The sequence below is a fragment of the Streptomyces sp. NPDC059224 genome (genome assembly GCF_042754285.1).
Lineage (GTDB): Bacteria > Actinomycetota > Actinomycetes > Streptomycetales > Streptomycetaceae > Streptomyces.
In genome coordinates this window covers 1-12,349 of record NZ_JBHZAN010000026.1, presented here as the reverse complement: position 1 = coordinate 12,349, position 12,349 = coordinate 1, and the positions used below count along the sequence as shown (strand labels likewise).

Here is a 12,349-nt window from a genome sequence, read left to right as displayed (position 1 = left end):
GTACGCCAGACCTGTCCTGGATGGTCCAGGACATCGTGGACAACGTGCCCCGGGCACGGCACGCCGTGGTGCTGTCCGCAGACGGCATACCGCGCGGGGCCACGGACGGCCTGACCACCCAGGACGTGCGGACCATCTCCGCCGCCATGGCGGGGATGCAGTCGCTCAGCCGGGCCACCGCCCACTTCGCCGGACCCTCGCCGGAGCGGCGGTGGATCCAGACCGTCATCGAGTTCCAGCACGGCTGGGTGTTCCTGATCGGGGCCGGGCAGGGGGCCTACCTGGCCGCGGCCGCGGAGCCCGACGTCGACATGGAGCAGCTCTCGTTCCGTATGAACCGGCTGGTCTCCCGGCTGGGCAACAACCTCACGGCCCCGCCGCGGGTGACCGCCGGTGACGCGATCCAGGCCGGGGAGGACCCCTCGCTGCCGCGTGACGGAGAGGGCGGGTCGCTCTTCGTTCTCGCGGAGCTGGACAAGGCCGTGGCCTCGGTGCCGGGCGCGCTGCACGCGCTGCTGCTCGGCGCCGACGGCCTGCCGCGCGGGGCGAGCGCGGGGATCGGCAGGAATCTCGCGGACACGATCTCGGCGGCCATGACCGGTATCCACGCGTACAGCCGGGCGACCGCACCGTTCGCGGGCGGGCAGCAGGACGACGAGTGGATCCAGACGGTCATCGAGTTCGAGCACGGGTGGGTGTTCCTGATCGCGGCCGGCGAGGGCGCCTTCCTCGCGGCGGCCGCCGAGCACGGCTGCGACATCGAGGAGTTCACCGTACGTCTGAGCGACACGATGCCCACGCTCACCGCGGGGCCGGGCGCTCGGGGAGGGAGGGCGGGCGATGCATGACGACCTGGACGACGAACTGGAGCTGACGGCCCCGTTAGTCCCACTCTTCGTCATCGCGCAGGGACGCGCGCTGCCCCGCGACAGCGAGTACGAGCACACCACCATCATCACGGCCCAGGACGGTGCCCTGGCGACCGCTCGTACGCTGGCCCCGGAGGCCCGTACGGTGCTGGACCTGATCGAGGTCGGCTTCCTTTCGGTTGCCGAGGTCGCCGCCCACACCCAACTGCCGCTGGGCATCATCCGCATCCTGCTCGCGCAGATGGCCGAGGACGGCCTGATCCATGTGCGGAATCCGGTGCCTCACGCCGAACGCCACGACCCCGTCCTGCTCACCGCCGTGCTCGACGGCCTGATGCGAATTCGAACCGGAGCGTAATCCCGTGTATCTGGATCCCGACGTCTCCCGCTCCGTGAAGGTCCTGGTCGTGGGTCACTTCGCGGTCGGGAAGACCACATACATCGGAAGTGTCTCCGAGATAGAGCCGCTCCAGACCGAAGAGGAGATCACCGAGGCCAGCGAGGGCCTCGACGACCTCTCCGAGACCCCGGACAAGACGACCACGACCGTGGCGATGGACTTCGGTCGTCTCACCCTCAGCGAGGACCTGGTCCTCTACATCTTCGGAACCCCCGGTCAGGAGCGGTTCAAGCAGATGTGGGAGGGGCTGTCCCGGGGTGCGCTGGGGGCGCTGGTCCTGGTGGACCCCGACCGGCTCGAGGAGACGTTCCCCGTCCTGGACCTGGTCGAGGCGTTCGGTCTGCCGTACGTCATCGGCGTCAACACCTTCGACGGGAAGAGCCAGTTCCCGTTGTCCGAGGTGTGCGAGGCGCTCAACATCTCCGAGGACACCCCGGTCATCGACTGCGACGTCCGTGACCAGGACTCCTCGATGCAGGCACTCATCACGCTCGTGAAGCACCTCTTGTCCTCACTCGGCTAGGAGCCAGCATGCAACAGCCCTTCGACACGGCCGGGATACCGGCCGGTTGCCCCGCACACGGCAACGTCCCGTTGTACGGGACGGACTTCGGCTCCGACCCCGAGAGCACGTACGCCCGGCTGCGCGCGCTGGGGGCCAGCGCCCCGGTCGACATCGCGCCGGACGTCGAGGTCGAGCTGGTGACCAGTTACGACGCCGGCCTGTACATCCTGCAGAACCCGACGCTGTTCGTGCGGGACTCGCGCCGCTGGAACGCCCTGAACGAGGGCCGGGTGCCCGCGGACAGCCCGGCCCTGCCGATGATGGGCTACCGCCCCAACGCCCTGTTCAGCGACGGCGCCGCGCACGCCCGGCTGCGGCAGGCGGTCACCGACAGCCTCGCCACCGTCGACCAGGGCCGTCTCGTCCGGCTGACCCAGCAGTCGGCCGACTACCTGATCAGCCGTTTCAGCTCCGAGGCCCTCGGCCAGGCCGAGCTGATGGCCGCCTACGCCCAGCCGCTGCCCCTGCTGGTCTTCGGTGACCTGTTCGGCTGCCCGCCCGAGATCGGTGACCGCGTCATCGTCGGGATCACCGGCATCTTCCAGGGCACCCCGGGGGCCGACGAGACCCTGGGCGGCGCGCTCGCCGAACTGATCGCCCTCAAGCGGCGGGAGCCCGGCGAGGATCTCACCACCCGGCTGATGGTGCACTCCGCCCGGCTGACCGACGAGGAGGTGCTCCACCAGCTCGTCACCCTGCTCTCCGGTGGAACCGCGCCCCTGACCGCCTCGATCGGCACCAGCACCGCGCTGTACCTCAACGACGACTGGCCGACCGGCCTGCCCGTCGAGGACGCGGTCGTCAAGACCCTGTGGAACTACGCGCCGATCGCCAACTACGCCGCCCACTACCCCACCCAGGACGTCGAGCTGGGCGACCGGACCCTCCGGGCGGGCGACCCGGTGCTGATCTCCTTCGCGGCCGCCAACACCGACCCGAGGCTGACCGAGCACCGCGAGAAGCTCAGCTCCAAGGCCCATCTGGCCTTTGGCGCCGGCCCGCACGCGTGCCCGGCCAAGGACCCGGCGTTCATGATCGCGGCGACGGCCGTCGAGTCCCTGCTCAACCGGCTGCCCGATGTCGAGATACGCGTCCCCTTCAAGGAGCTCGCGTGGGTGGCGACTCCGTGGAGCCGCTCGCTGGTGACCGTGCCCATCCGGTACACCCCCCGCACGGTGCGGCCCGCGGCCGCTACCAGGCCCGCGACCCCGGCCTCCGCCATGGCGGCGCAGTCGCCCGCCGACTACCCGCAGACGGCCTCGGCAGGGCGTCCGGTCCACGCCGCAGCGCGGCCCAAGGGCGGGCTGTTCAGCCGTTTCCGGGCCTGGGTGAATGGCGAGTGATGTAAGTAACCCTATGAAAGCAATGTGTTATTGGATGCTTCAAGCACTCGACGGGTACGGATGGCGGCTGGCAGAAAGGAGCCGTCATCGTGGGGAGTGTCACGACTCCGTCAGCGGACCGTCGGGCCGTCATCTCCCTGTTCTCCCGTCTTCGGACGGCTGAAGGACAGGCCGATCCCTTCCCTATCTACGCGGAACTCAGGGCGCGCGGCGGAGTCAGCCCCGCGCCCTGGGGTGGTCACCTCGTGACCAGTTACGGCACCTGCGACCAGGTACTGCGCAACGGTGCCTGGCTCGAACCGGACACCAGGTGGCGGGAGCAGCAGGGTGCGCGCACCCGCTGGAGCGCCCCTTCTTCCCGGGAGATCAGCCACACCCTGCCCGCGCTCAACCCTCCGGAGCACACCCGGGTGCGCCGGTCGGCGGGCACCTTCGACCGCACCACCATCGACCGGATCGGCCGCCGGGTGAGCCAGGTGGTCGACCGGCTCCTCGACACCCTGCACGAGCGACTGCGCGACGGGGAGGCCGACTTCGCGGCACTGGTGAGCGACGAACTTCCCGTCGCCACCATCGGCGACTGGCTCGGGCTGCCGAGCGCGGACTGGCCCCGCCTGCGTGAACTGACCCACGACCAGGTGTTCACCCAGGAGCTCCTCCCGAACGCCAGTCAGCTGGCCCGTTCCGACGCCGCCATGGCCGAGCTCCGTACCTACTTCCTCGGCCTCGTGCGCGAGCGGCGCGGGCGCCCCGGCGACGACCCGGTCTCCGGCTGGATACGGACGTGGGACGAGCTCGAACCGGACCAGGACAGGGCCGACGAGGCGGTCTACTTCCTCGCCCTGTTCGTCCTGCTGGCGGCTCTGGAGACGACCGCGACGATGCTGTCGACCATGACTCTCCTGCTGGTCGAGGACCCCGGCCGCTGGCCCCTGCTCGCCGAACACCCGGACCTCGTGCCCGGGTTCGTCGAGGAGGCCCTGCGCTACGATCCGCCGACCCACGTGATCAGCCGGGTCGCCTCCCAGGACTGTCTCCTGGAGGACACCGAGGTCGGCGCCGGGGAGATGGTCCACCTCATGGTGGGCGCCGCCCACCGTGACCCGGCGCGGTTCGCCGGCCCCGACTCCTTCGACCCGCGGCGCAGGCCGACCCACCTGGCCTTCAGTGGGGGCATCCACTACTGCCTGGGCGCGCCTCTCGCCCGGCTGGAGGCGCAGACCCTGCTCCGCCACATGATCGCCCGCCTGCCGGGACTCACCCTGGTCCGCCGCCCCGCGCAGGCGTCCCGGGTGGCGTTCAGGCGCCTGTTGAACCTGGATGTATCACTGACATGAACTCGCCAATAACATCCGCCTCCGCGTCCGAGCGCGCCCCCGTCCCGGAACTCGCTGACACGGCCGAGTCCGTGCCCGTACCCATAGCCCTCACCCTGACCGGTCCGGTCCTCCATGTCCGGCTCAATCCAGCCGCTCGGGACGACGTGCTGAGCGTCGCCGTCGTGGACGAGCTCATCGCCGTCCTCGACAGCCTCCACGAGCAGCCCGACATCCGCATCCTGGTGCTCTCCTCCCTGGGCGAGGACTTCTGCCTGGGAGCCGACCGCCTGGAGTACCAGGACGCCCTGGCCGCCGATCCGACCGGGACCACGGTGCGGCGTATCGCGGACAAGGCCCAGCGCCTGTGCCAGGCCCTGGAGAACACCCATGTCGTCACCATCGCCCGGCTGCACGGCAGGGTCGTCGGTGCCGGCCTGGCGCTCGCCGCCTACTGCGACCTCCGCGCGGGGGCGGACACCTGCCGCTTCCGCATGCCGGAGATCGGCCTCGGACTCGCCCCCGCCTGGGGCGGTGCCATGGGCCGTCTGATCACCGAGGCCGGTGCCGCCCGCATCCGTGAACTCATGCTCACCTGCGAGGACTTCGACGCCGAGGCGGCCCGTCGCCTCGGTCTCCTGCACAGGACCGTCCCCCTCGGCCAACTGGACGAGGCCGTCACCGCCTGGACCAGACCCCTCGCCCGACGCTCGCCCCAGGCACTGGTCCTGACCAAACGGATGCTCACCGGTTACGCGAAAGCCGCCCGTACGGCCGACCCCGCCCTGCTCGACTCCCACCTCTTCGCCGCTCAACTCGCCCAGCACCGCGCGGCGACGGTCCAGTAGAAGAGCGCGTTCTCGTCGCCTCGCCCCGGCTCCGTCAGGGTGACGGCCGCGCCCGGCGGCACGGCCGAAGGCGACGTCCGGCTGTCGGCCGAGCCCGCGACCGCGGGCTCGGCGGGCAGCCCGCTCCGCCCCGGCCGGAGGGCGTCGAGCAGGGTCACGTGGACCAGGGCGCCGAGACCCGAGCCCGGCCGGGCCGTGCCCGGGGACCGTCACCGCGGTGCGGCCAGCGCGCTCTCGGCCGCCGCCAGGACCGTGCGGGTCTGGTGGGCCACCTGCCGGCGCACGGGGACCCAGCGCAGCCGCAGGGTTCTCGCGAACTCCGTGGACCAGGCGGTGAACAGGTCGTCCAGGTCGCGGCGCAGCCCCGGCGCGGCGGGGTCGGCCGCCGCCCCGAGCAGCCGTAGCAGCAGACCCGCGGCGCGCAGCGGCTGGCGGCGGGCCACGATGTCCAGGGCGCAGACCTGGGCCGTCGTCAGCCCCGGCGGATCGCCGGCCGCCTGCCGGGCGAGCGGTTCCCAGGAGCCTGCGACCAGGTCGTAGAGACCGTCGGCCATCCACTCAAGGACACGTCTGCGCGCGTCGTCGCGGGCCGCCGGCAGGAAGGGGCGCGCCTTGTCGAGGACGGCGGTCACCTGGCGCCCGCCGTCCCGTACCAGCCCGGCCAGGTCGTGCAGGGCGGCAGCGGGATCCGGGTGCGGGGACAGGTCGTCGGCCAGGTCCGTCGCCCACAGGGGTACTTCGACGATCGCCGTGACCCCGCCGTACCGTCCGGGTGCGCACCAGGTCGACACCGCGATGTTCTCGGAACCGGCCGCCAGCCGGGCGGCGCTCTCCGGCGGCGGCAGGACGTAGAGACCGGGGCCGGGGTTCTCCCAGTACAGGGCGTCGAACGTGCCGTGCTGGAGCGGGATGCCGAGTGAGGCGGCGGACTCCTCGAACGGCGTGGCGAGGCGGGGGAGGGCGCGGGTCAGCTGGACCCAGGTGCCGCCCGCGTCGACGCTGTGCAGGGAGCACTGCAGGAGCGGCCGCAGTTCGTCGATGACGTCGAACAGGGCCTGGCTCTCCGGGAGGTGCCGGGACTCGATGGGGGCCCACTCCGGCTGTTCCGCCGCGACCGGACGGTAGGCGGCACGGTAGTAGTCGGCCGGGGTGCGGCCGGGCCGGGCCGTCGCCTCCTCGATGCCCTGGCTCAGCGCGGCGCCGTCCGGGTCCAGGCACAGGACGAGATCCCAGGTGACGAGGGAAAGGTCGGTCGCCGCGGCCGGCCGGCCGCCGTGCGCCGGGGATGTCGCCGGGGCGCTCAGCAGCCGTTCCGCCAGCGCGATCGCGGTCGTGCCGCCGACCGGTTCGTCGGGGTGCGGCCGGGCGACCACCAGGACGTGGTGCGGCCCGTGTCCCACGGACAGCATCAGGATCGGGCGGCCGGCCCGGGAGGCGCCGATCCGGCGCAGCCGGCCGGTCCCGGGGAACCGGGACACCAGCCGCCTCGCCGAGTCGGCGACTTCCGCGACCGTGAGGTAGCGGTCAGGCATCGGTGCCCGGTCAGCTGCCGCCGTTGCCACCGCTTTCGCCGGTGGTCTCCTTCTTGTCCAGCGGCCGGATCTCGATCTTGTTCGGCATGCCATCTCCTCCCGACGGTGGCCGTGGCGTGCGGTGATTGACGTGCTCTTGCCAGAGTTGGCCGTACCGGCAACCCTTGTCAACGTCCTTGGTCCACAAGCTGGTTGAGACTCAGGAGATTGGCGCGAAAATGACCGTACCCGCGATGCGGCGGCCTCGGATCAAGCCGGAACACCGGGCCTACCGGACCGTCGACGGCCATGTGCGGATCGGGAGCGTCGTGCACGGCATCGGCGCCGAGATCACGGATCCCGACGGCTGGGTGTGGACGCTGGTGGAGACCATGGACGGCACCCGCAGCGCCGCCGACATCGTCGCCGAGGTGGCCCGCCGCCATCCGGGACTGCGGCTGCCGGACCCGGACATCGCCCAGGCGATCACGGACCTGACGACGGCCGGGTACGTGGAGGACGCCGGTGCCGAGCCGCCCGCGGAGCTGTCCGAGCGGGAACGCGAGCGGTACGGCAGGGGGATGACCCTGCTGCGCTGGATGGACCTCCGGCCCCGGGAGAGCGCCTGGGAGCCGCAACTGCGGCTGCGCCGGGCCCGGGTGCTGCTGGTGGGCGTCGGGGGCACCGGCGGGACCGCGGCGCGGGACCTGGTGGCCTCCGGGGTGGGGCGCCTGCACTGCGTGGAACCGGACGTCGTCGAACTGTCCAACCTCAACCGGCAGACCCTCTTCGGCGAGCGCGACCTCGGCACGCCGAAGATCGACGCGGCGCTGACGGCGCTGCGCGCCCTGAACTCGGACACGACGGTCACCGGCGAACGCCGGGAGGTGCGCGGGCCCACGGACCTGGAAGAACTGCTGGCCGGCGGCCCCGGCGACGGCTCCGGGTACGACGTGCTGCTGCTGGCGGCCGACCGGCCCGCGGTGATCCGCAGGTGGGCCAACCAGGTCTGTCTGGCCACCGGGACGGCGTGGGCCGAGGCCGGGTACCGCGGTCCGCTGGTGAGCGTCGGGATGTTCAGGCCCGGCCGGGGCGCGTGCTGGGAGTGTCTGCGCAGCGCCGAGACCGAGCGGCGCGATCTGCGGCTCGCGCCCGGCCAGGACGAGGAGGCGGCCTCCCCCCGCATGCCGTGGAACCCGGTCAACGCGGTGACCGCGGGTCTGTCCGGCAGCCTGCTGGCCCATGCCGCGCTGACACTGCTGTGCGGGATCCCGCCGGTCGACCCCGGATGCCGGTTCGGCCTCAACCTCATGCTGCCCGGCGACCCCGTCACGCAACGCGCGGAGCGCCGCCCCGACTGCCCCGCCTGCGGAACCGCCGGTAGTGCCCGCACCGCCGGGTCGGCGCGGACGGCCGGGGGGTCCGCGTGACCGGTACGGCGGCGGTGGACCGGCCCCGGATCGAGCCGTCGACCCGCGTCGTGCTGCACGACCTCGGGATCCGGCGGGACCGGGACGAGTGGATCGTGGGCCGCATGGCCACCGGGACCTTCGTGGCCCTGCCCGCGGCCGGGGCCCGCGCGGTGGAACTCCTCGGCCAGGGGCTGAGCGTGGCCCGCACGACGGACCTGCTGCGGGAGGAGACCGGCGAGGAACTCGACGTCGAGGACTTCGTCCGCGACCTGGCGGCCCTGGGCTTCGTGGCACGGATCGGGGACTGCCCGGTCCCGGACGCCGAACCGCCGCGCGCGTCCCTGCCGTGGCTGCGTCCGCGCACGGTCCGGTTCACCCAGCACCCGGCGCTCGCGGTGGGCGTCGGACTGCTGATGGCCGCCGCCGTCGCCGTCCTGGTCCACCGTCCCGACCTCATTCCGTGCTACCGCGACCTGCTGTGGAGCCCGCACGGCAGCCTCGTCCTGGTCACCGGGGCGGCGGCCGGGTGGGCGCTGCTGTTCGCCCACGAGCTGGCGCACCTGGTCACCGCCCGGGCCGCGGGCGTGCCGGGGCGGATGCGACTGGGCACCCGGCTGCAGTTCCTCGTCATGCAGACCGACATCAGCGGCATCGAACTCGCGCCCCGCCGCCTGAGGCTGACGGCCTACCTGGCGGGTATCGCCCTCAACCTGTCCGTCGCCTCGGCCCTGGTGCCGGTCCTCGCCCTGACGGACCCCGGGACGACGGCCCACCGGCTGCTGGCCGCGGCCCTGCTGCTGGCCCTGCTGCCACTGCCCTTCCAGTGCATGGTGTTCACGCGCACCGACCTCTACTTCGTCCTCCAGGACGTCACCGGCTGCCGGAACCTGTACGGCGACGGCCTCGCCTACGCCCGCTACCGGATCCGGCGGCTGCTGCGCGCCACCCGCCACGCCACCACCGACCCGAGCACCCGGCTGCCCCCGCACGAGCGGCGTGCCGTCCGCCTCTACAGCGTCGTCCTCGTGGCCGGCACGGCGGCCTGCCTGGCGTTCATGGCCGCCGTCACCCTTCCCGCCGACCTCACCCTGCTGGTCCGGGCGGCTCGCGGACTGGGCCCCGACCACGGCCTCGCGCGCAACGCCGACTCGGCGGCCGTGCTGGTCACCCTGGGCGGGGTCAACGTCCTGTGGCTGGTCACCCGCTGGCGCAACCGCCGCGCCCGCCGGTCCGCGTGAGGGTGCGGGGTGCGGTCGTCGGGCGGCTGCGGGCCGCTGGGGCCGTTCGCGCAGTTCCCCGCGCCCCTTGGGCCGGGACAGGTGGGCCCACCTTCTCGGGGGCGCGGGAACTGCGCGACAAGCCCCACCGGGCCGCAGCGAGTCGACGACCGCGCCCCGCCCCCCCTCACGCGGACCGGCGGCTACGCCGACTCGCGCAGCCGCAGTTCCGCCCCCACCGCCAGCTCGTCGGGGCGCAGCGGGGCGGCGCCGGTCAGGAGCCTGGCCGTCTGTTCGACGGCGAGCGCTCCGAGCCGGCGGGTGTCCAGGGCCACCGTGGTCAGCGCCGGTTCGACGAGGGTGCCCAGGCCCAGGCCGTCGAAGCCCAGGACCGCGAGGTCCCCGGGGACCTGGCGGCCGAGCCGGCGGGCGCCCCGCAACGCGCCGAAGGCGATGATGTCGTTGAACGTGAACACGGCGGTCAGGTGCGGGCGCCGGGCCAGGAGTTCGCGGAGCGCGTGCTCGCCACCGTCCACGCTCTGGTCGGCGCGGGCCACCGAACCGGCGTCCAGCGCGCACGCGGACATCGCGGAGTCGAACCACTCGTGCCGGACGCTCGGCTCGGAGCGCTCCGCGTGGTCCAGCATGCCGATGTGCCGGTGTCCGGCCGCTGTCAGGTGCCTTATCGCCGCGTGCACGCCCGCCTCGCCGTCGATCCGGATCGAGCTGAACCGCTCGGTGGGGCGTTTGCGGTCGATGAGGACGACGGGCAGCCCCCGGGTGAGCCGCGCGATCTCGTCCTCGGCCAGGCTCAGATAGCCCACCACCGCGTCCACCTGGGAGGCGATCACCTCCAGGGTGCCCCGCTCCTCCTCGACATGGTCACCGGTGTCGTACACCACGACGTGCCAGCCGCGGCTCCGGGCCGCGTCCAGCGCGGCGGCGGCGACCTCGGTGAAGAACGGGTTGAGCAGATCGGGGATGACCAGTCCGACGCTGATCGTGTCCTGCCGCACCAGCCCGCGTGCGAACCGGCTCGGCCGGTAGCCCAGCTCCAGGGCGGCGTCCAGGACGCGCTGCTTCGTGGAGACGCCGATCTCGCCCTTGTCGTTGAGCGCGCGTGACACGGTCTGCCGGGACACTCCCGCGGCTTCGGCCACATCGTCGATCGTCACCCTGCGGGGTCCGGTCCCCGACGGCGCCATCACTCACCTCCGTGCAGTTGCCGACGCGGCCGCGTCGCAGGGACACCGAGTATGCCGGGTCCGACGTTTTGAGTCTTGACACTCCGGCGGACCGGAGCCCACACTCCCAATCACTTCCCGTTACCGCTCCCGTGAGCGCTCACGTTACCGCTCACGGAACCTGATTCCAACCAGAAGGCATCCGCCTCCAGGTGTCAACGTCGACCCGCCTGCCGACCTTCGCCAGGCGTTCTCTGGAACGGAAGACATGACCAGCACAGCCACACGCACCCGCCTCGCCGCCGCGGCCGCCACCGCGGGCATCGTCGTACTCGCCGGATGTTCCTCGTCCGGTACGTCGGACAAGGCGTCCTCCGCCTCGTCCTGCGCACCGGCGAAGGGCAAGGTCACCCTCCAGTACTGGAACACCGTTCCGGGCATGGACAAGGTCGTCGCCCTGTGGAACAAGCAGCACCCCGACGTCCAGGTCGAGACCAAGAACATCTCCAACGACCAGTACGGCACCCTCGGCAACGCCCTCAAGGCGGACAAGGCGCCGGACCTCGCCCAGGTCGGCTACGACGAACTGCCCAACCTGCGCACCCAGAACGCCTTCGTCGACGCCTCCGCCTGCAAGGCGGCCACCGCGGCCAAGTCGAAGTTCGTGCCCTGGACCTGGTCGCAGGCCAGCTTCGGCGACACCGGGGTGTTCGCCCTGCCGCAGGACACCGGTCCGATGGCCCTGTTCGTGCGCACCGACATCTTCAAGAAGTACGGCGTGGCCGTCCCCACGACCTGGGACGAGTACGCCACGGCGGCCGAGAAGCTGCACAAGGCGGACCCCGACCTCGACATCACGTTCTTCGACCCGAACAACGCCGAGTGGTTCAACGGCCTGCTCTGGCAGAACGACGCCCACATGTACGGCTACTCCGGCGACAAGTGGCAGGTCAGCGTCGAGTCGGCGCAGAGCAGGCAGGTCGCGGACTACTGGCAGAAGCTGATCTCCGGGAAGCTGGTGCGCACCGACCTCGCCAACGGGTCGACGCAGATGTACGCGGCGTACCAGAAGGACCAGATCGCCAGCTACGTCGGCGCCGCCTGGGGATACAGCATGTTCCGCGACAACCTGCCCAAGCAGGCCGGGAAGTGGTCGATCGTCCCGATGCCGACCTGGGGCGCGGGCGGCTCCTCCGGTGACTGGGGCGGCTCGACCGTCGCGTTCATGAAGGGCAGCAAGCACCTCTACGAGTCGGTCGAGTTCAACACCTGGCTGAACAGCGACCCGCAGGCGCTGGCGATGGAGAACGAGCTGGGCGGTCTCTACCCGGCGGCCCTCGACGGGCTGAAGCTGCCGGCGCTCTCCAAGGGCGTGCCGTACTACAACAACGAGAAGATCTTCGACGTCTTCGCGGACTCGTCCAAGAAGATCGACACCAGCTTCAGCTGGGGCCCCACCCAGAAGACGGTGAACCTCGCGCTCCAGGACGCGATGGCCAAGGCCGCGGCCGGTGACGGCGCCCTGACCGACGCGCTCGCCGCCGCCCAGGCCACCGCGCTGAAGTCGATGAAGGACCAGGCCATTCCGGCCGAGGGGGGCAAGTGACCGCCGTATGACCGACATCGCGCCCCGCCCCGCCGGCGTGGTGCCGCCGGCCGGGGGCCGCCGCCGTCGTCTCGACGG

13 protein-coding genes are annotated in these 12,349 nt (G+C 72.0%); 9 read left to right on the top strand and 4 right to left on the bottom strand.

Going from position 1 to position 12,349, the window contains the following annotated elements; translation table 11 throughout:
* Positions 1 to 20 precede the first annotated feature (20 nt).
* From ACFXI4_RS27855 to ACFXI4_RS27830, 6 genes are all read left to right on the top strand, one after another.
* Positions 21 to 848 (top strand): roadblock/LC7 domain-containing protein, encoded by an 828-nt coding sequence (locus ACFXI4_RS27855; RefSeq protein WP_384996265.1) that lies wholly within the window; start codon positions 21 to 23, stop codon positions 846 to 848.
* Positions 841 to 1,227 (top strand): DUF742 domain-containing protein, encoded by a 387-nt coding sequence (locus ACFXI4_RS27850; RefSeq protein ID WP_362721267.1) that lies wholly within the window; start codon positions 841 to 843, stop codon positions 1,225 to 1,227. Before ACFXI4_RS27855 ends, ACFXI4_RS27850 begins: the two co-directional genes overlap by 8 nt.
* 4 nt (positions 1,228 to 1,231) lie before the next feature.
* Positions 1,232 to 1,792, top strand: coding sequence for an ATP/GTP-binding protein (locus ACFXI4_RS27845; RefSeq protein ID WP_362721270.1), 561 nt, complete (start codon positions 1,232 to 1,234; stop codon positions 1,790 to 1,792).
* 8 nt (positions 1,793 to 1,800) lie between these two features.
* Complete coding sequence (locus tag ACFXI4_RS27840) at positions 1,801 to 3,177, top strand: cytochrome P450 (protein ID WP_384995952.1); 1,377 nt, start codon at positions 1,801 to 1,803, stop codon at positions 3,175 to 3,177.
* 89 nt (positions 3,178 to 3,266) lie between these two features.
* Complete coding sequence (locus ACFXI4_RS27835) at positions 3,267 to 4,514, top strand: cytochrome P450 (protein WP_384995950.1); 1,248 nt, start codon at positions 3,267 to 3,269, stop codon at positions 4,512 to 4,514.
* A 71-nt stretch (positions 4,515 to 4,585) separates the two neighbouring features.
* Complete coding sequence (locus ACFXI4_RS27830) at positions 4,586 to 5,341, top strand: enoyl-CoA hydratase/isomerase family protein (protein ID WP_384995947.1); 756 nt, start codon at positions 4,586 to 4,588, stop codon at positions 5,339 to 5,341.
* Here ACFXI4_RS27830 and ACFXI4_RS27825 read toward each other — a convergent pair.
* From ACFXI4_RS27825 to ACFXI4_RS27815, 3 genes are read right to left on the bottom strand one after another with little or no spacing between them, the layout of a single operon-like run.
* Complete coding sequence (locus ACFXI4_RS27825) at positions 5,305 to 5,499, bottom strand: hypothetical protein (RefSeq protein ID WP_384995945.1); 195 nt, start codon at positions 5,497 to 5,499, stop codon at positions 5,305 to 5,307. The genes ACFXI4_RS27830 and ACFXI4_RS27825 overlap by 37 nt on opposite strands.
* 51 nt (positions 5,500 to 5,550) lie before the next feature.
* Positions 5,551 to 6,873, bottom strand: a complete 1,323-nt coding sequence (locus tag ACFXI4_RS27820) for a M14 family zinc carboxypeptidase (protein ID WP_384995943.1) — start codon at positions 6,871 to 6,873, stop codon at positions 5,551 to 5,553.
* Between the two features lie 10 nt (positions 6,874 to 6,883).
* Positions 6,884 to 7,060, bottom strand: coding sequence for a hypothetical protein (locus tag ACFXI4_RS27815; RefSeq protein ID WP_384995941.1), 177 nt, complete (start codon positions 7,058 to 7,060; stop codon positions 6,884 to 6,886).
* Positions 7,061 to 7,091: 31 nt separating this feature from the next.
* Here ACFXI4_RS27815 and ACFXI4_RS27810 point away from each other — a divergent pair, with 31 nt between their 5' ends.
* Together ACFXI4_RS27810 and ACFXI4_RS27805 are read left to right on the top strand one after the other, a co-directional pair.
* The gene (locus ACFXI4_RS27810) at positions 7,092 to 8,282 is read left to right on the top strand and encodes a HesA/MoeB/ThiF family protein (protein WP_384995938.1); all 1,191 of its coding nucleotides are present in this window, start codon (positions 7,092 to 7,094) and stop codon (positions 8,280 to 8,282) included.
* Positions 8,279 to 9,502: a hypothetical protein gene (locus ACFXI4_RS27805; protein WP_384995936.1), complete on the top strand. Its 1,224-nt coding sequence runs from the start codon at positions 8,279 to 8,281 to the stop codon at positions 9,500 to 9,502. The genes ACFXI4_RS27810 and ACFXI4_RS27805 overlap by 4 nt, the downstream gene beginning before the upstream one ends.
* A 182-nt stretch (positions 9,503 to 9,684) precedes the next feature.
* Here the strand turns inward: ACFXI4_RS27805 and ACFXI4_RS27800 are convergent, their stop codons facing one another.
* Complete coding sequence (locus ACFXI4_RS27800; protein ID WP_384995933.1) at positions 9,685 to 10,686, bottom strand: LacI family DNA-binding transcriptional regulator; 1,002 nt, start codon at positions 10,684 to 10,686, stop codon at positions 9,685 to 9,687.
* A 247-nt stretch (positions 10,687 to 10,933) separates the two neighbouring features.
* Here ACFXI4_RS27800 and ACFXI4_RS27795 point away from each other — a divergent pair, with 247 nt between their 5' ends.
* Positions 10,934 to 12,271: an ABC transporter substrate-binding protein gene (locus ACFXI4_RS27795; RefSeq protein ID WP_384995930.1), complete on the top strand. Its 1,338-nt coding sequence runs from the start codon at positions 10,934 to 10,936 to the stop codon at positions 12,269 to 12,271.
* The last annotated feature ends 78 nt before the right edge of the window (positions 12,272 to 12,349 follow it).

Excerpts from the sequence above, each read along its gene's own strand:
- ACFXI4_RS27840 (WP_384995952.1), top strand. The coding sequence starts at position 1,801 with ATGCAACAGCCCTTCGACACGGCCGGGATACCGGCCGGTTGCCCCGCA.
- ACFXI4_RS27855 (WP_384996265.1), top strand. The coding sequence starts at position 21 with ATGGTCCAGGACATCGTGGACAACGTGCCCCGGGCACGGCACGCCGTG.
- ACFXI4_RS27850 (WP_362721267.1), top strand. The coding sequence starts at position 841 with ATGCATGACGACCTGGACGACGAACTGGAGCTGACGGCCCCGTTAGTC.
- ACFXI4_RS27795 (WP_384995930.1), top strand. The coding sequence starts at position 10,934 with ATGACCAGCACAGCCACACGCACCCGCCTCGCCGCCGCGGCCGCCACC.
- ACFXI4_RS27820 (WP_384995943.1), bottom strand. The coding sequence starts at position 6,873 with ATGCCTGACCGCTACCTCACGGTCGCGGAAGTCGCCGACTCGGCGAGG.
- ACFXI4_RS27810 (WP_384995938.1), top strand. The coding sequence starts at position 7,092 with ATGACCGTACCCGCGATGCGGCGGCCTCGGATCAAGCCGGAACACCGG.
- ACFXI4_RS27800 (WP_384995933.1), bottom strand. The coding sequence starts at position 10,686 with ATGGCGCCGTCGGGGACCGGACCCCGCAGGGTGACGATCGACGATGTG.